This window comes from Cryobacterium flavum, from assembly GCF_900103805.1.
Lineage (GTDB): Bacteria > Actinomycetota > Actinomycetes > Actinomycetales > Microbacteriaceae > Cryobacterium > Cryobacterium flavum.
Window position 1 is genome coordinate 1 of the sequence record NZ_FNIB01000009.1, and the last position, 15,736, is coordinate 15,736.

Below are 15,736 nucleotides of genomic sequence, written 5' to 3' on the forward strand. Positions count from 1 at the left end.
CCGCGCAGCAACATGCCGGGCGACAGTGTGGTGCGAACACCCCGTCAGCTCCGCAGCAGCGCGAAAAGATCGTGTCAGATCATACGCAGCGAGAATTTCCATAACTTCTACGTCTACCTTCATAAATGGGCCTCTTCCTGAACTGGCTTGATGCGTCTAGATACCGCAATCAAACCCCAGGGAGAGGCTCCCGCCGGTTAACCGGTCGGGCTCAGAAAAGGAAGTGGGCAGATCTCATGGCCACCAACGGGCAGATCTCCTGGCCGTCAGCGGGCAATTCCGTGGCCGCCTACGGGCAGCTTCTCATGTCCGCCGACACCGGTGCTTGGCGCCGGCGTCACCATCCGCAGCGGAACCTTCCGTGGCATCTCTGGCCCCGGCCACTGCCCCACGCTCGGCCGCAACTCCGTGATTCTCGAAGTGGTCCTGGCCGATGACCTGGCCGAAGAGCCCGGCCAGGTTCACAGGCCGGTGATGACTGAGGAGTGGGCGGTAGCGGTCGAACGCCGGCATCAGCGCTGTGCGGATGCTGGGTTGCTGTAGCTCACACCAGTCGAGTTGACCGGGGCGCTGCACTGAGAATTTAGTTTCGCGGTGTGGCACCCCGTAGCCAGCTCAGGTGCACGGATCCGTCACCTGACTGGGCGAGTCGAGACGCCCGGCTGTCGTCAGCATCCCAAGCTTGCGCAGGCTGACTAAGACGTCAGCCTCCGATCTTCCGGCCACCACCAAGGTGTTCCCTCCTATCAGCGCACGCCGAGCAGCTGATCCGCGGGCTGCGCTAAGCGGGGCAACGATGACTAAGGGGACTACTCCTGCCCACGCACCACCGAGGTCACCGCGGCCGGTTTTGTTCGCGTGAAGGCGATCTACCTCGTAGGCCGATGCAGTCTCTTCTGCCCAGGTCCCGTTCTCCGTCGCTTGCAGCATCAGCCCCTCCTGGGCGAAGGCGGCACACGAGACAATAAATTGATGGCGGGCTTCAGCCTTCTCAGCCGGGGCCCCGGCGACCGGATAATTCGGCACGAGGCTGGTGATCAGGGTCTCGACACTTTGCGAACACCAGATTTCATCATTCGTCAGCATGCCGCAGATGACGAAAAGCGGCTTGGTCTTGCGCGGTTCAGCTTCCATGCCCACGTCATGCGCGGCAGAGCCACTGCCAAACTGCTTCCTCAGCGCCCGACTACTCGTTTAGCTCCTGCAGGCGCGGGTCGTCGAGGTCGAAGTCGAGGAGACCCAGACTTGCCGCGTCTTCACAAACGGGCGTGTGCGGGTCGCGGGTGCATGTGAGACCCATGAAGTAATGTGCGTCGTCGGTGGTGTACTCAATCAACGACCCCGCACCTGGATGGTCCTTGACCGCTGCAACCCAGCCCTCGACATCATCACAGGCTGAGAGAGTGGCGATTAACTCAGCGTCGTTGTTCATGCCGACTGCCTCCGCATCAGCCATAGCTGAACTGCATTCAGGGGATGCAGAAGATGAGCAGCCCGTAAGCGTTCCCAGCAGGAAAAGGACGGGTACGACGGTCCAGGCGAAGGTCTTCCTCATGCTCGCACTCTACCGGCTTTGGAGTGATACAAGATATCAAGGAGGGGTTCTGTGTCGCTACGATTGGCTCATGCAGCGGATAGGTGTCGCAGTATCAGTGCTCTTGCTTACTGGGTGCACTGGCAATGCCCCCGCGGGAGTAAGCACACCGTCGCCGACGCCAACAATCGCCCAACCGGCTGCGCCGATCTCAATTGAAGAGGCTTGCGTTGACTTGCTCGGCATGAGCGACGAGCCAGAGCTCCGTGGCATGTCTCTGATCGACTACCAAGGCGATTATTGGAACTGGCTTCTCGAGATCCGGGATGTTACCCACGCCATAGGGCCGGGACTCGGCCTGACCAGTTCATCTGCCAGTCTGGCAGTGACTCAACTAGGCACCGCGGCCGCTGCAGAGTTCTCAGTTCTTGTGCGTGAGATGAACCGCGAGCGCGTGCGCGGCGTCGAATCCGGTCCCATAAAGACTTCGCTCACCAACGCCCTTAAAAACGTTGAACGGCTCTGCGAATAGCACTTCATTCCGCAATCCTCCCGAAGGTCGGGACGGGCAGTGATCGGTGGGGTGCAACCGAGACGCGTTGACGCAGTTGGGCTGCGATTTTTCTCTTCGGCAAATTACGGATTCCTGCCGCGCATGCATGTCTCGGAGCCGCTCACCCGAGGGGCTCTGGCCCTTCTGCGTCAGATAAACGAACGGCGAGTCCCACTGCATGCGGAGCTCGCCGTTTGTCATTGGAGGGCCATCTGACAGAAGAAAACGAGAGCATCATGAGCAAATCAAATACAGACAAGAAGCCGGGCCAATGGTTGGTAATTTTCGCCACCGTATCCGGCGAGCATTTTCACGGCCGACGGGTGATGAACACAGAGTACGAGCCCTACTCGACGAGGGCTGAGGCCCACGCATTCGTGCAGGCCGCCCTCGACTTGTACAAAGAACTGCGCCCGTTAAGCGACTTGTGGAGGCGCGGCGCCGATGGTGACACCGTAAGTTTTGACATGACAGCGCTTGCGATTCGACCCGTTCTCCCTCAGGGACATCTCGCCACCGCCCGGAGCTGGCAAGCCGAAATGCAGGCGGCAGTTGTTCGTGACGGCCGTGACGTAGTTCTCGCCCACCACGGATGAGCTCAGGCCGCGGCGGTCACTGCAGCAGGTGGTGACCGCCGCGGAGGGCGTAGAAGACGGCCCCGTGCTCCGCCCTCACGTCTCGTCCTCCTCGGCCACCAGCCCACGATACCGCTCACCGTAAACCGCGAGCAGCGCAAAAATCTCGTCAACCGTCCCCAGGTATGTTCTCCCGGAATCCCGCCAAATATCAGCTATCTAGTTGACCGCCTCCGCATCCGTGATCAGTCCGTCGTAAGCACTGCGCGCGTAGAACGCCACCAATTTGTTGGCTGCACCTCGCAGCCGGTGGATGCCGACATCGGTGTTTCGAAAAGGATCCGAAGAACTCATACCCGTCCCATGCGCGGCACCCCGCCCAGAGTCTCGGGCCGTCACCCGATCAGCCGTGCGCCACCGGGCGGATGATCGAGGGTGTGGTGAGCAACGGTTGTGCGGGTTGCGTTGTCGTGCGACAGCGGTCGGCAGCCTAGAGCGGCCTATGTTGTGGTGCGGCCGGCAGTGGCGGCGGGCGACGGGCGTCGTAGTGCGGCCGGCAGGAATCACTTACCGGCAACCTTCACGAAAGGCTTTCGTGAAGATCAGGCTTTCCGGGCGGCTTGCCGGCCGTTGTGCGTTAGATTCCCGATCTGACCCGGCGGGAGTCAACGTTCTTCAAAATAGAGGTGGTGAAACCGAGCGCGGGTGAATCCTCGCCGTCACTGTTCGACCTATCCTTAGGCATCTGTGGCCTGAGTTGTCAGGAACCAACGGACTACCCCGCCGCCATGACTCAGCGCCAGTTGTCTTCACTGTAAATATAGTCGCCAGAATATTCTCTGCTTAAGCTTTCCGGTTTGAAAACTGGAAGCCCGTCTTCGACTCGAGCGCTGAAAATCATAGACATCTCCTCGAGGTCTTCGGAAAACACAGTAGGCGTGTCATTGTAGACACCGCCATTGTAGGTGTATGACAGGTGCTGTTCTGTAGCTGTTTTCTGGCTGGCGCCCAAAGTTTCAGCTGTCACACTGAGGGCGAAAGTAGGCGCCTTTCGGAGCTCCCATTTCACCTCAGCGACCGCCGCACTTCTGACATAAGACCAGTTTGGGCATGCATGGTCCCGAGTGTCTGCTGGTTCCGCAAAGCAGGCGCTGATGAACGTAGCCAGCTCAGACTCGAACTGTTCGACGACGGCTTTCGCCGGTGTGAACTGCCAGTCAATTACATTGTCCGAGGCCGTACTTAGCTCGATCGGCTCAGAAGAGACCAGCGTGTTATCGGCAACCGCAACTTCGTACGTACCTGGGAAAACGAGCAACGCTCCGTCGTCTGAATTTGCTGGCGTCACCTTGGCATCATTAACGGCGAGCTTCGGAAGCAGTGTGCCGAAAGGCGCCGCGATGGTTGCGTATCCACCTTTCACCATCCAGCCGTCCGTCGTTTTTGATGCCAGAAACTGAACTTCAGCGGTCTCGCCGTTGACGTCGTAGGTTGCGGAGACTGGGACCTCTTTTTCGGAATACATGTCGTCGGAAGAGGCGGCAGAGGACCCGGCGATCAGCACAACAATGTTGGTGATGGAATCCGACTTCTTGAGGACAGCGTCTGTGAGAAGAACACGCTGTTCATCGGGTACGCCAGGGTTGATGAGCTCAACCGCTCTTACTGCGTCCCCTCTTTGGACGGCTTCTAAGAATGACTGGACGATTTCATCGGGTGTCTCGGCTGCTGCAGAACAGCCCGAGAGCATAGAAACAGATAGTGTGACCGCGCCGATGACGCCGACGCTCTTTCGGAGTACAGGAGATTTCTTCAATGACTATGCCTTTCGGACGGATATTGCGGCTCGGAGATGTGCGAGTGATCAAAAAGTCTTAGCGGGACGCACGCGTGTGTTGATAAGTCAGTCATCATGGAGGCTGAGAATCCCCCGCCGCGGGTTCTTTGTTCTGTTTGAAGATCGACCAATTACCCCACGCGCCGGTCGCTTCAATCCCAGCTCTAGTCTCATGCTAACCGTCGAAGAACTTTGGTCGTCTGCAATCGGATGCCCTGAAACTGGGTACAAATGATGAATTTCGACAAGGGGGATATTAAAATCCACGGTCTGGACCTAAACGCTGTACTGTCCTGCCCGACTCCGACCAAGATCCGTATATGCCCTCACCCCTCACGCTGCGATTGCCCGGGCGAGCACGCTCCGAACCTCGTCGACGCTGGCGAGAGAACCGTGACGTTTCGGGTCTTTTTCTCTCGCCCACCTGTTGGCATGCTGCGCGGCCAGCGCCTCGCCCACGGTCGGTTCCCGCATGAGCTCTTCGCGTAGCCCCTCGACGATCCATGCTGTGTGCGCTAGGCGACGTTCGGTCGGCTCGAGCTCAGCGAAGCCGGTGACTGCGCTGGACTTGAACCACCGTCTAACTGATCCATCGAGAGCGGACTTCAGGTACGCGTCCCAGTCACGGACCTTGGAAGGGGTACGTCGCTTCGCGATAGTGCCAATCAGCTTGGTGACGATCAATGCGGCTTCACCCTCGACGTCTGCGAGCTGCGTGTACCAAGGGTCGGCGTTATCTCGGCACCATTTCTTTGAGGAAAACCCGATGGCCGGTAGCACGCTCATGATGATCGCGTCCCGTGCCGCCCGGCGGTCGTCGTGGGGCATCTCCAGCATCTGACGGACGGCGGCGTCCACATGGATCATCGGGCAGCCCCAAAGACTGCACCGTTCGGGCGGATTTTGGCACGGATCGAGATGCGATTCATGGCCTCATCGCGGATCGCTGAAACCCGATATTCGCCGAGCCCCAAGTCTGCGGCGATCGCGCGCATGGTGCGCGGTTCTTGACCGTCGAAACCAAAGACGCCGCGAATCACATACTGCTCGTCTACCGTCAACGTGGCGACGATCTCGTTGAGGCGGCGAGCTCGGATCTCTTCCTCGTCCAGCTCCTCCATCACCTCTTCAGCGGAGGGGGCGTCAGACACCAATCTCCCGAAGAGAGATTGGCCTGTTTCAGTGACATCATCGAGTGAGGCGAGATAGAGCATGGTGCGGTCCTTATGTGATGGGCCGCCTGTTGACTGCCTCACCACATAGATGTGGTCGCCTGCGCAATAAAACGGCTATTAGAGCTTCTCGCCCTACCCCCAGTTCGGGGGTCATTTAGTCAAACCAGAGGTTTGCCTAGTTCGCGAGGCCCGTGCTCTGATCGTCGACCGGCGCTACGCCGTGGCTGAGTCCCGCCCAGCCTTGACGCGCTCGACGCTCACACCGAACTTCGTGGCCAGCGCACGCAGTGTCGGAGCTGGCCCGTCAGCCAGCGCAAACTCAGCCTGGATCCGCAGATCAAGATCTCGATCCGTGGTCGATTTCGCTCTGCTCACCATCGGCTGTGCGGCGACCGCCGGACCCTGGTTCGCGAGTCGGGTCCGAGCAGCGGCCAGCTCCGCCGAATCTGTGGTCTCAGCCACGAGGATGCGAAGCAGTCCATCGGTGGCCGTCAGCACACCAAGAGGGAAGAGCGTGCTGACCACAGCCAGCCCAATCTGCACCGGAAGCCCGGCATCCTGCGATACGGCGAAGCCGTGCCATATATTGAGCCCGACACTCGCCAATGTCCACCCCCACATCAGCGCCCACTGGCGACCTTGGGCTGAGCGGAACCAAGGCACCCGTGAACCGGCGGCAGGCATACCTTCGCGATCACGAATGATGACGAGGGCGAGAGCGCTGGTCAAAATGAAGCTGTCGACGCCGGCCGGCAGGAGCCAAACTTTCCAGCTGCTCAGGTGCATGAGTTCCGCGATCGCGACTTGTGCGGAAAACGAGAGCATGAAAGAAGCAGCCATAGCTAGAAGCGTCACCGCCGAAGTCAGTGCAATAAACCCGGGGCTCTGAGGGCTGAGCTGTTTAGAAATTTTTCTAGAGCCTGAAGTAGTTGTAGAGCCTGGTTTAAAAGATGCCACGAGTTGTCCGCCTCCTGCAGATATGAATTCCGACATCACGTATGTGTCCGGCAAAAGCACGCATCTGCGAAACCCGAGCCACCTGCACCACAGCACCACCTGCCTCAACAGCCCGGCGCCCCGTCACCCATCCAGAACAACCACGCCAAGAACCCCGACCAGCACCACGCCCAGAAAGACAACAGCTATTCGGAAAGCTGGCCGGCGATCAGGGAGGTAAGAGGCGCGAAGCGCCGGGTTTGAGCTGCTCATCATTTCGCCGGACACATATAAGGCATACAACTTCGCGGGTGCGCGTCGGCTCCGCCGCCCGCCCCGCGAATAGAGCCTTAAGTACCAGGAGAGAGCATGACCGTATTTTTCACCGAAACCCCAGATCTAACCCCGCGCCCCGAACCCATAGACCTGAACGCGCTACTGCGCCCTCAACTCTTTTCTAAGCACGGATCACCTGACATCGAACCGACCATCCTTCGATGCCTGACCACGGCCCTCACGAATGAACTTTCCCCAGCCCTCTGCCGTCGTTGGCTCATCGCAAATGCTGAACCTCCGATCGTCACCGCTTGCTCTTCCGCCCCTCGTTGGTTTCGCCTCGTGGCCGCCTGCCGTCAATACCTGGCCACCACAAATTCAGAGGAGGGGGAGCAGGCCCGGCGGTTTGAGGTTGCGCGGCGCATGGTCGCACGTGTCACCTCACCACTGCCCGCCGGTCGCCTGTCATGGCAGCGCGAAGTCAACGCCCGCGTCGCACTCACGATCATCGCGATGCGCCAGCTCGAGCAGGGCTTCACCAGCGTGCGGATCAGCGGCGGCTATCTCGCCACGCAGATGAACCTCGCTCGCCATTCGGCCACCGTCCTCCTGAAGACGATGGAGAAGGACATCCGCTGGATCCGTAGGGTTGGTGCACGTCACGGCGCCCTCAAGTGGAAGCAGCCCCACCTGGCCGGCCCCACCGGTGCCGAGCTGCGCGATCGCGCTTGGGAGCACGCCGCGACGATCGACGCCCTGGCCAGCGGCAACTTCGCTCAGGACCCGCTCGCCGAAGTCCTGGCGTCCGTCGCCCATCCCGCTTGGTCGTACTCGCAAGCTCTGGCCGCTGAGGGCTCAGAGAAGGAGGTCCGTATCCTCGGGCCGCGCGCATGGATCGCCTTAGTTCACGAGCGTGCCGGCCTCCCCGATGACAGCGGCCTTGGCCTGACAAAAGCCGCCGTCCGCAAGACGAAGCGGTCGCTGCTCGCGGAGCTGCCCGAGGCATTCGACACTGATGGTGACCTGGTTGCGGCTCTCGATGAGAAAGCGCTGGCGACGGGGGCGCTCGTCTACAGGGCCGAAAAGGAGCGGTTGTGGTTGGTCGAGGCCGCGGAGACCGCACGACTACTGAAGGAGTTCAAGGCGATGAAGGCGGCGCGCGTTGTTGCTCGGCGCGCTGTTGGTGCCGTGCTTCGAAAGGCAGAGCATAATGAGGGCGTGCTGGGGCCGATCCCACACGATGTCAGCGCTCTTCCCGCCTGGGCTTCAGCGGCCGCCGCCCACTTCAACGGCACAGTCGACCACCTGGGCGACCGCGAGCTCTTGCCATTCGCCCGGGAGATGCTGGCCGAACATGTGGCGGCTCACGGGCATGATTCAGCAAAGGCCGAAAAGGTCGCTGGCTTCGTATTTCGGGTCGCAGCATGAGCCTCGAAATTCGCCGCACACATACACAACGTGTGGCTGATCCCTCGCCGCGACCGCTGCTCGTGCCTCCTGCCGGGCAGCGGTCGTGCACGCAGCTGGCCGATGAAACCGGAACCCTCCGATGACCGGGGCTGTCTCTATCCGCTCGACCGGCGCCGCCACCATCACCGCTCCCGTGTCGAGTCGCAGCACGCAGAAGACCGTTTGGCACAAAGCAGCTGCCACCTTCACCGATCTTCCGCGCACCGCCCAGACCGCAGCACCCTCGTCCGGCGTCCTAGCTGAAGCGGTCGTCACTCTTCGTGGTGCGACCCGCGATTCGGGCCGGCTGATCCAGACGAGGCTCGGTTTCCGTGCGTACGCCGACCGCGTGTTTGTGGTGATGGTCACCCGCCAGCTGCGCGCTCGGGCTGACGGCAAGCTGGCGCCTGTCGGGGAATGGACGGTGGCCGATGCCGTGACGCACAAAATGGCTGCGGGGACTGCGGCCGTTCACCAGACCGCGACAGTAGCCGCAGGTGCGGCCGGCCCGGCTGCCGGCGGTCTGGCGGTAGCCGCACCCGGCCGTGGAGCTGCGGATGCCATCGACGCGGAGAGTTATCTGCCGCCGAGCATCCGCAACGACTTCGAGGCCGCCGTCCGGGAACCGAAGACACACCTCGGAAATCTTCTCCGCTGGCCCACCACCCCCACAGCCCATCAGGAAGTGCGTGTCTTGCGCCTGGCCGCTGGCAAAGCCGTGGTCATTGCAGCGGACCGTCCCGACCACCACGCGGCAGCGTGGACCATCACAAAGTGGACTTACACCTTGGCGTCCCCATCCGCCGGGTCGAAAAGCCTGCCGACCCGCACCCCTTCACGAACTCTCGGGCAGTAGTAACCGACCGGCCAGCCTGCGGCAAAGCCACAGCGGTCACCGTCCTGCTGGTCGTCCCGGTCATCGAACCGGGCGGGGGAGGTCTGGGTTCGGGCTCGCTGTTGCCGGCACGTTACCCGCTCCGGACGACGGGGCGGCTGGTGGCCGAGGCCTTGTCGTCAGGAGATCGGTCCTTTTCGTGGGACTTTGACCCGATCACCGAGCCAGAGGTGGCCGTCGGCTGCACCGGATTGATGAGCTTCAATCCAGACGGGGCGGCGTTCACCGGACGATGGATAGAACTGTAAACGTAAGTGCCGGCGCACGATCCAACGTTTCTCCGCTTTCCTGCCGCTGCCTTTTGAGATTTCGCGTTCGTGGGTTTCGCCAGGTGCGTAGATCAAGGAGACGTGATCAGCGGGGGCGTCGGCGTCGTCAGCCGGGCTCCGTAGTGGCCGACCCGCGGGCGTGACTGTGCGCGGCCGCCGGGCCGGAATCGGGCGGTCAATCTCGTCGGACGGCGGTGGCCGTCGTATGGCCCGGGCTATCGCTGCGACAAGGGCGAGTGCCTGATCGCCGTTCTCACCTTGAACGGAACCGACGTGCGCGGCTGCGACCAACGGGGGTGTTGCCAGCCCGGCTCGGAGGTCAGCCACTGAAAGTACGGCCGCGGTCAGCTCGTCAGCTCCGTGGCTCCACAGGAGAATTCGGTCTCCCGATTGGCTGCCGGCGTTGGGTACGCACAGGACAGCGAATCCTGTCGTTGATGGCAGCTCATAATCTTCGGGTATCGGGATTCGCCCATCCGCGTCTTCTTCGACAGCGAGAGTTGCAGCCGCCGAAAGATAGTAGAACTGCCGATCTCGAACTGCGTCACTGATGATGTTTGTGAACGGCAGCCCGCGGCCGAGCACATGAGAGGGCAAGTTAGCCAGAAGGGCACTAGTCAACTTTTGGTCACCGAAGACACCGTGGGCTGCCGCATAACGCCTGACGAGAGGCCCCGGCCCCTTACCGCTTTTTTGTCCGGTGCGTTTCTTGTGCTCAGTTCCCCGACGCTCTCGATTGAACGTGAAAATGGCATGCTCATCCTGGGACGGTCGAGTGCGCAGCAAGAGATAGTCGGCGAGTTCGGGTACACCGGTCGCTTCAAGATTCAGCGGGAGTGACACTCGTCTTGTTAATTTTTCAGGAATCGAATCCCGGAGGACTGGAACGATGCTGGCGAGGTTGGTGTCGAAGCCGCCCGTAAAATCGCGCTTCCGAACGAGGGCGAGCTGATCCATTACCTGAACGATATTCGATCCAGCTTCGAACATTTGGAGGACCGTAAGACCGTTGCCAAGGACGACATTGAGATGATCGGGTGTGACTATCCAGCCACGTGATCCGAACGCCCGGCACATCGCCGGAATGTGAGCTCGGTCTTCTGGAAGGCCGGCAGCCACCCACCTCCTGTGTTCTTGGTTGCTTATCCCGTAGCGACTCCATTGAGTGTCGCTGCGGGCGACAATTGCCTGTCGTACGTTCCTGCCCGAATTCTTCTCGGAGACTACAGGTACGGGCTTGGGCACAAATAATGGCTTGGGTGCAGGTAGTCTTCCGTCGATGCGCCGCTGCGCTCGCTGAGCACGGTCGGTTGACTCTTGGTCCGCTCTCGCTCTTCCCTTCCGCGCAATATCTTCAATTCGTGCGTCTATTTCTGCGGAGCGGAACTTCCCGAGCTCGACTGAAACGGCCTGCTGCTCTGCTTCTTCCTGCCTGCGTTTGGCGACTGCAGCAACTGCAATTTGAAGCGCTTCCCTCTTGGCCTCACCAAGCCGTGAGGCGCGACTTGTGTCGATGAGGACTCGGGCTGAGCGGAGCGCCTTCTGCTCTTCCCTGCCAGCATCCCGGGCAGCTTGCTGAGCGGCGAGCAAAGCGCGCTGTTCCGCACGCGCGGCGCGGACCACACGTTTAGCATCGGCGATCTCAGCCGGTGTCGCTGGCGGCGGTGGCGGTTGCTTGAACGCAACAAATGGTTCCGTGGCATCCCACCGTTTCCCTGGCGGTGCGGGGACGGGGTACGGGGTCGACCGGATTGGCGCCGGAGGCGGTGCGGGGGCAGGATCCGGAACTGACCGTATTGGTGTCGGAAGCGGTTTCGGCGCGGGCGCGGCGAGCGGGTGCTTCAGTTCGACGTACCCGGCGGCGATGAGGTGCGCGCGAGTCCGCCGGGCTATTAGCGGCTCCATTGAGCTGCTCGGACCTTTCAAAAATTCACCATCGGCCTTGAGCATCCGAAGAACGATTTTTACATCGATTCCAAAAGCGCGTGCCAGCTCATGAACTCGTGGCTTTGCTGACATTAGGTTCCCCATCCCCTTGCGTCTTTGCTGTCTTCGATCCTATTGGGGTGGTCCGACGTTACCGCCGACCTGCACCCCGTCACGGATCTTCGGGCAGCAAAGCCGCGGCTGCCGCCGGCTCCGCCGTCGACGAGCTGGCTGCCGGGTTGTAGGCGGGCGCCCGGCCACCGAAGCCCTCCCATCTGGCGTCGCCGAACATGACCGTCAGCCTTCACCACCACCGCCTGGTCGTGGACCGGGCCGTGTTTCGGAGAGCCGGGTTTGAGGGGTTGGCTGGGATGCCGGACACATATATGACATGGACCAAACTTTTTACGATGTTCTGAATGTGGGATCTGATGCGCCGGCGGCCGAGATCAAGCAGGCGTATCGTCGGCTGATCCGCGCGTACCATCCGGACCAGGCTGGCGATCGTGGGACTGAGATGACGCAGCGGTTGAACGCGGCGAATGATGTGTTGCGGGTTCCGTCGCGTCGTGCGGCTTATGACCGGGAGCTGGCGGAGGCGAGTGAGCCGATTGTGGCGGAGCCGGAGTTCGTGCCGTCGCCATACTCAGATCCGGTCGACGTTTCGGTGCCACGCCCGGCCAGTGGAACCGCCAGTGGTCCTGCCCGGTCGCCGGCCCGATATTCGGAATTGCGGCGGGCATGGTGGGCAGCAGCCATCGGGCTTGTTGGCGCCGCTGTCGCCTTGCTAATTCTGCCACCCAGCAATTGGATTCTGCTGACGTTCGCGGTGATCCTGGCCGCGGCGATCGTCGCCCTGCGCCAGCGGCTGACCGTTTGGTGCGTCGTGATCCTCGCTGTGGCCACGGTAGTCTGGCCGCTCGCCGCTGGTGACGTCCTTTTCTTCCCGGCGTGGCTCGCTGACGCCGGCTCGGTCTCCATACTCGCCCAGTCCCTCCTCGGCCCGTTGGCGCTGTCCGTGAACCGGCTTCGAGGAGCCCTGGCCGTTCTGCGGGCCGCACGCCCAAACTCGTGACCCGGGTTTCGGGGGTCGACGTTTTTGCCGGACACATATATGGCATGACCTCCTACGAGAAACACCCGAACCGCCTCACCGCTCGCCTGATTGGTGAGAACACAATCTCGCTTGAAACGAGCCGTTCGAAGCCGACGCTGCCCTATGTGGTGCGCTGGACTTTGCGCTCTCTGAGCCTCGGCGGCGCGTTTGCTGGCGCCGAGATTGTGGAGGCGAAGCCCGGCATCGTCGTCGTGAAGGTTGAAGACGCGGACGTCATCGACCTTGACTTCCTCGACGCACTGCTCATCGCTCTGGCTTCACGGTGGGCGCTGGTTCACGGGCTTGATACGGACGACATCGACCTGAATGTCCGAGCTGCCTGATTGTGCAGCGGTTCGCTCGCGACTCAGTCAAGACGTTGCTGATTTCAGCGGTCACCTTATCCATCTGCCTGGCGCTGGCTACGAGCTGGGGCTGGATTTAGCCGGACCAATCTCGGCGGTCGACGTTTTTGCCGGACACATACATGTAGACAGAAAGAAGAGGCTCATGACCAGGTCCACCGAATATCGCGGCGTCATCTCGGTTTCCGTCAACGATTTTGGTGGGCACCAGGAACTTTTGGAGATCCACGCGACACCGCGTGGCCCCGTCGATATCTTGGACGCTGATCTGACAGCGGCTGGCGTCGGTCGCCGCGGTCCGATTGCAGCTGCGGTCACCGAGCACGGTGTCTTCGCGGAGGTTCCCGCGTCCGGCGTCCGGCCGGTTATCACCGCGCTCGTCGGCCTTGGCTGGACGGTTTTTCACGACGGAGGGCTCAACTAATGGCCGCCTCACCAACCGCCCGCCGGGCTGGGCGACATGTTATGCGGATGGTTTTGCGTTCCATGAAAAGATTCCTGGCTTTGGTGCCGGTCATCCGATACGACGGTATGGGGCCGGGAGCTGCCGGGTATCCGAGCAAGTTTGATCTGCAGGCGAGCCTTTTTATCTGGGTCGCTGTGCTGCCGTTCTTGGTCGTTGGAGCTGGCGCGATTAATCCTTGGGCCTACCTGGGGCTCATACCGCTGCTGCCGGCGGGGGCATATTTCGCGGCGAGACGATCGGCTGCCGCGCTCAACAGCGAGCCTCTGCGTCGTCGGGAGTGGGCGACGCGGTTCGCCGGGATGGTGAAAGCTACGCCGGCGACGGTCGAGGGTGGGGCGCCGAAAGTGCGCGGGTCCTTCTATGCGATTGCGGTCGCCGTCGTTCTGCTGGGTTTCGGTGCGGCGCTGCCTTGGCTCGTGAACGGGGCGTTTGCCGGTGAGCTGTCGTGGCTTCAGCTGTTCGCATCCAAATGGGCTCTCGTCTCATGGGCTGGATACGCCATCGTGCTCGTCGTCAGCTGGATGGTCGGCCGGGCATACGGCCGCGAAGGCTCAGATGCTCGGCAGGTCGAAGCGCTCTGGACAGCGCAGGTCGCAAAGATTCTGGACGTGAGTGTCTCCGACTTTGAGGCCGGGTCAGGCGCTCTCGCCTGGAGCCGCGACCAAGAGAGCCTGACGGTTACCGTCCCCGTCGCCGCCAGAACGCGGTTGAAGGGAATCGATTTAAGGTGCGAATTAATCGCACCGGGCTGGTGTGTCGCCTCCGCCGGCTACGACATCGTCGAACTCGTGCGAGTGGAGAACCGGCCCGAAGTCATGCTCGGCCGCCAAGCGATGGCTGCTTCTGATGGCCTGGTTGTCGGCGTTGAAGACCTTCCAGACAGCGAGCTGCGCCCCCACGCCGCCCGCTGGGCACTCAATCCTGATACCCGCGTCACCGTGGATCGCATCAGTTTCCTCGCCGCTGAACAGGGTTCGCAGGTCGTCGAGTGGAGCGAATGGAAGCATGAAGCGATCATCGCGAAGCTCTCCGCACGCGTCGTTCAGGTCCGTGGCCGTCTGGCCGAACTCCTGAACTGTGCACCACACGCCATCGAACTTTCGATCACCATGCACGCGACCGAGCACCGTATCGAAACAGTAAGCATCATGCGCGCGCCGAGCCTCGGGGTTGACGCGGAGAAGCGACTCACGCTCTGGAAGAACCTGATCGCTGCGATCCCCGGCGGCTCAAACGGCTGGCGGATTGACGACGACCCGATCACCGGCCGCGTCGTCCTGACTTACGGCGGCCGGCTTGCCCTCCGTCCGAGTGTGTCGATGGCTGAGATGCTGCCGGAGACATTGGACCCCGACGACTGGGCACGGCTCCCGCTGGGAGTCGGCCCCGACGGTGAGGTTGTGAGCATCAACCTAAAGGCGGGCCCACACACGATCGTCGCTGGTCCGACGGGGTCCGGGAAAACGGTCGCCCTCCTCCAAATCATGGCCTCTGCTATCGCCCGCGGTCACCAGGTTGTGCTCATCGACCCAACCAAGGGCGGGCTGGACTTTCTGCAGATCCGTCAGCTGACCGTCGCCTGGGCAACCGAAAGTCTTGAGGCCGCGCAGGCGGCGATGGAAGCCATCTATGCGGAGGTCGGACGGCGCAAAGCCATTCTCCAAGAGCACGGTGAGGTGAAGTGGAGCGACCTCTCGCCGGAGGTCCGCGAGCGTGAAAACGTTCACCCAGTGCTCATCGTCATCGACGAGTTCGGAAGCCTGGTCCTCGGTGAGGATGTTCCGAAGGGGCTGCCGAAAGACAGCCCGTACGTCGTCGAAGCGGAGACGAAGAACGCTGCCAAGAGCATCATTCGCACGCTAACTGGGCGTATCGCACGTGAGGCTCGTTTCGCCGGCCTCCACCTCGCTCTCGGCATTCAGCGCCCGGACGCCTCCATTCTCGGCGGCGAGTTGCGCAGCAACCTGACGAGTGCCGTGCAGCTCGCACCCCCCGGAAAGCCAATCTCTCGAGAAGCCATGACCATGCTCATCCCCGGCGACCAAGCCCCGATCGCCTCACAGACTCTCGCCGATCTTGACGACGGAAAATCGCCCGGACTCGCCGTGGTCGCAGCCGACGGTGGTGGTGTCGCCGGATTTCGCGTCGCATACGCGCCCGCTCGCGAGATCCCGGTACTCCTCGAACGCCTAGGAGCGCCGTTGCCCAAACAGTGGACGATCGCCACGTCAGTCGCAGCGCCCGTCTTCGGCGTTCGGAAGCCGAAGACCGTTGAGCCAGAGGTCATTGATCTGGGCACCGTCGTCGTCGACTTCGACTTCGAAGCCGCCGAGCCTGCGGCCACAGCTTTTCCATTCTCATTCGACGACTAAACCAAAGGAATC

17 protein-coding genes are annotated in these 15,736 nt (G+C 61.7%); 9 read left to right on the forward strand and 8 right to left on the reverse strand.

Translation table 11 applies throughout. The features are described from left to right. The first annotated feature begins 321 nt into the window (after positions 1-321). Positions 322-543: a hypothetical protein gene (locus BLS91_RS13655; protein ID WP_092341320.1), complete on the forward strand. Its 222-nt coding sequence runs from the start codon at positions 322-324 to the stop codon at positions 541-543. 72 nt (positions 544-615) lie between these two features. Here BLS91_RS13655 and BLS91_RS13660 read toward each other — a convergent pair whose 3' ends face one another. Both BLS91_RS13660 and BLS91_RS13665 read right to left on the reverse strand, forming a co-directional pair. Further along, the gene (locus BLS91_RS13660; RefSeq protein WP_134505284.1) at positions 616-1,134 is read right to left on the reverse strand and encodes a hypothetical protein; all 519 of its coding nucleotides are present in this window, start codon (positions 1,132-1,134) and stop codon (positions 616-618) included. 52 nt (positions 1,135-1,186) lie between these two features. Continuing rightward, positions 1,187-1,555 carry a hypothetical protein gene (locus tag BLS91_RS13665; protein WP_134505283.1) on the reverse strand — a complete coding sequence of 123 codons (369 nt, stop codon included), beginning with the start codon at positions 1,553-1,555 and terminating at the stop codon, positions 1,187-1,189. Between the two features lie 250 nt (positions 1,556-1,805). Between BLS91_RS13665 and BLS91_RS13670 the strand changes: the two genes are divergently transcribed. Both BLS91_RS13670 and BLS91_RS13675 read left to right on the forward strand, forming a co-directional pair. Beyond that, complete coding sequence (locus BLS91_RS13670) at positions 1,806-2,066, forward strand: hypothetical protein (RefSeq protein ID WP_140426009.1); 261 nt, start codon at positions 1,806-1,808, stop codon at positions 2,064-2,066. Positions 2,067-2,323: 257 nt separating this feature from the next. Further along, the gene (locus BLS91_RS13675; protein ID WP_092341324.1) at positions 2,324-2,683 is read left to right on the forward strand and encodes a hypothetical protein; all 360 of its coding nucleotides are present in this window, start codon (positions 2,324-2,326) and stop codon (positions 2,681-2,683) included. A gap of 198 nt (positions 2,684-2,881) precedes the next feature. Here BLS91_RS13675 and BLS91_RS20970 read toward each other — a convergent pair whose 3' ends face one another. The 5 genes from BLS91_RS20970 to BLS91_RS13695 all read right to left on the reverse strand — a co-directional run bounded on the left by BLS91_RS20970 (position 2,882) and on the right by BLS91_RS13695 (position 6,667). Beyond that, the gene (locus tag BLS91_RS20970) at positions 2,882-3,016 is read right to left on the reverse strand and encodes a hypothetical protein (RefSeq protein ID WP_276326811.1); all 135 of its coding nucleotides are present in this window, start codon (positions 3,014-3,016) and stop codon (positions 2,882-2,884) included. A 439-nt stretch (positions 3,017-3,455) separates the two neighbouring features. After that, positions 3,456-4,478, reverse strand: a complete 1,023-nt coding sequence (locus BLS91_RS13680; RefSeq protein ID WP_134505282.1) for a hypothetical protein — start codon at positions 4,476-4,478, stop codon at positions 3,456-3,458. Positions 4,479-4,832: 354 nt separating this feature from the next. Continuing rightward, positions 4,833-5,366, reverse strand: a complete 534-nt coding sequence (locus tag BLS91_RS13685) for a hypothetical protein (protein WP_092341326.1) — start codon at positions 5,364-5,366, stop codon at positions 4,833-4,835. Beyond that, entirely contained in the window at positions 5,363-5,713 is a 351-nt protein-coding gene (locus tag BLS91_RS13690; protein WP_092341327.1) for a sigma-70 family RNA polymerase sigma factor, read from the reverse strand. Before BLS91_RS13690 ends, BLS91_RS13685 begins: the two co-directional genes overlap by 4 nt. A 174-nt stretch (positions 5,714-5,887) precedes the next feature. Beyond that, positions 5,888-6,667: a DUF2637 domain-containing protein gene (locus tag BLS91_RS13695; RefSeq protein ID WP_134505281.1), complete on the reverse strand. Its 780-nt coding sequence runs from the start codon at positions 6,665-6,667 to the stop codon at positions 5,888-5,890. Between the two features lie 312 nt (positions 6,668-6,979). Here BLS91_RS13695 and BLS91_RS13700 point away from each other — a divergent pair, with 312 nt between their 5' ends. Then, entirely contained in the window at positions 6,980-8,314 is a 1,335-nt protein-coding gene (locus BLS91_RS13700) for a hypothetical protein (RefSeq protein WP_134505280.1), read from the forward strand. A gap of 121 nt (positions 8,315-8,435) precedes the next feature. After that, positions 8,436-9,191 carry a hypothetical protein gene (locus tag BLS91_RS13705; protein WP_092341330.1) on the forward strand — a complete coding sequence of 252 codons (756 nt, stop codon included), beginning with the start codon at positions 8,436-8,438 and terminating at the stop codon, positions 9,189-9,191. Positions 9,192-9,349: 158 nt separating this feature from the next. On the opposite strand, the gene BLS91_RS19640 is transcribed toward BLS91_RS13705, so the two are convergent. After that, on the reverse strand, positions 9,350-11,122 hold the full coding sequence (locus BLS91_RS19640; protein WP_134505279.1) for a hypothetical protein: 1,773 nt from the start codon (positions 11,120-11,122) through the stop codon (positions 9,350-9,352). Positions 11,123-11,816: 694 nt separating this feature from the next. Here BLS91_RS19640 and BLS91_RS13720 point away from each other — a divergent pair. The 4 genes from BLS91_RS13720 to BLS91_RS13735 all read left to right on the forward strand — a co-directional run bounded on the left by BLS91_RS13720 (position 11,817) and on the right by BLS91_RS13735 (position 15,724). After that, positions 11,817-12,500: a J domain-containing protein gene (locus BLS91_RS13720; protein WP_092341333.1), complete on the forward strand. Its 684-nt coding sequence runs from the start codon at positions 11,817-11,819 to the stop codon at positions 12,498-12,500. A gap of 44 nt (positions 12,501-12,544) precedes the next feature. Next, positions 12,545-12,865 carry a hypothetical protein gene (locus BLS91_RS13725; RefSeq protein ID WP_092341334.1) on the forward strand — a complete coding sequence of 107 codons (321 nt, stop codon included), beginning with the start codon at positions 12,545-12,547 and terminating at the stop codon, positions 12,863-12,865. A gap of 166 nt (positions 12,866-13,031) precedes the next feature. After that, positions 13,032-13,310 (forward strand): hypothetical protein, encoded by a 279-nt coding sequence (locus tag BLS91_RS13730; RefSeq protein WP_092341335.1) that lies wholly within the window; start codon positions 13,032-13,034, stop codon positions 13,308-13,310. 62 nt (positions 13,311-13,372) lie between these two features. Beyond that, complete coding sequence (locus BLS91_RS13735; RefSeq protein WP_159433865.1) at positions 13,373-15,724, forward strand: FtsK/SpoIIIE domain-containing protein; 2,352 nt, start codon at positions 13,373-13,375, stop codon at positions 15,722-15,724. The last annotated feature ends 12 nt before the right edge of the window (positions 15,725-15,736 follow it).

What these genes read in the sequence shown, in the direction of transcription:
- BLS91_RS13660 (WP_134505284.1), bottom strand. Translation starts at nt 1,134, where the DNA reads ATGGAAGCTGAACCGCGCAAGACCAAGCCGCTTTTCGTCATCTGCGGC.
- BLS91_RS13665 (WP_134505283.1), bottom strand. Translation starts at nt 1,555, where the DNA reads ATGAGGAAGACCTTCGCCTGGACCGTCGTACCCGTCCTTTTCCTGCTG.
- BLS91_RS13670 (WP_140426009.1), top strand. Translation starts at nt 1,806, where the DNA reads ATGTCTCTGATCGACTACCAAGGCGATTATTGGAACTGGCTTCTCGAG.
- BLS91_RS13675 (WP_092341324.1), top strand. Translation starts at nt 2,324, where the DNA reads ATGAGCAAATCAAATACAGACAAGAAGCCGGGCCAATGGTTGGTAATT.
- BLS91_RS20970 (WP_276326811.1), bottom strand. Translation starts at nt 3,016, where the DNA reads ATGAGTTCTTCGGATCCTTTTCGAAACACCGATGTCGGCATCCACCGG.
- BLS91_RS13685 (WP_092341326.1), bottom strand. Translation starts at nt 5,366, where the DNA reads ATGATCCATGTGGACGCCGCCGTCCGTCAGATGCTGGAGATGCCCCAC.
- BLS91_RS13690 (WP_092341327.1), bottom strand. Translation starts at nt 5,713, where the DNA reads ATGCTCTATCTCGCCTCACTCGATGATGTCACTGAAACAGGCCAATCT.
- BLS91_RS13695 (WP_134505281.1), bottom strand. Translation starts at nt 6,667, where the DNA reads ATGTCGGAATTCATATCTGCAGGAGGCGGACAACTCGTGGCATCTTTT.
- BLS91_RS13700 (WP_134505280.1), top strand. Translation starts at nt 6,980, where the DNA reads ATGACCGTATTTTTCACCGAAACCCCAGATCTAACCCCGCGCCCCGAA.
- BLS91_RS13705 (WP_092341330.1), top strand. Translation starts at nt 8,436, where the DNA reads ATGACCGGGGCTGTCTCTATCCGCTCGACCGGCGCCGCCACCATCACC.
- BLS91_RS13720 (WP_092341333.1), top strand. Translation starts at nt 11,817, where the DNA reads ATGGACCAAACTTTTTACGATGTTCTGAATGTGGGATCTGATGCGCCG.
- BLS91_RS13725 (WP_092341334.1), top strand. Translation starts at nt 12,545, where the DNA reads ATGACCTCCTACGAGAAACACCCGAACCGCCTCACCGCTCGCCTGATT.
- BLS91_RS13730 (WP_092341335.1), top strand. Translation starts at nt 13,032, where the DNA reads ATGACCAGGTCCACCGAATATCGCGGCGTCATCTCGGTTTCCGTCAAC.
- BLS91_RS13735 (WP_159433865.1), top strand. Translation starts at nt 13,373, where the DNA reads ATGAAAAGATTCCTGGCTTTGGTGCCGGTCATCCGATACGACGGTATG.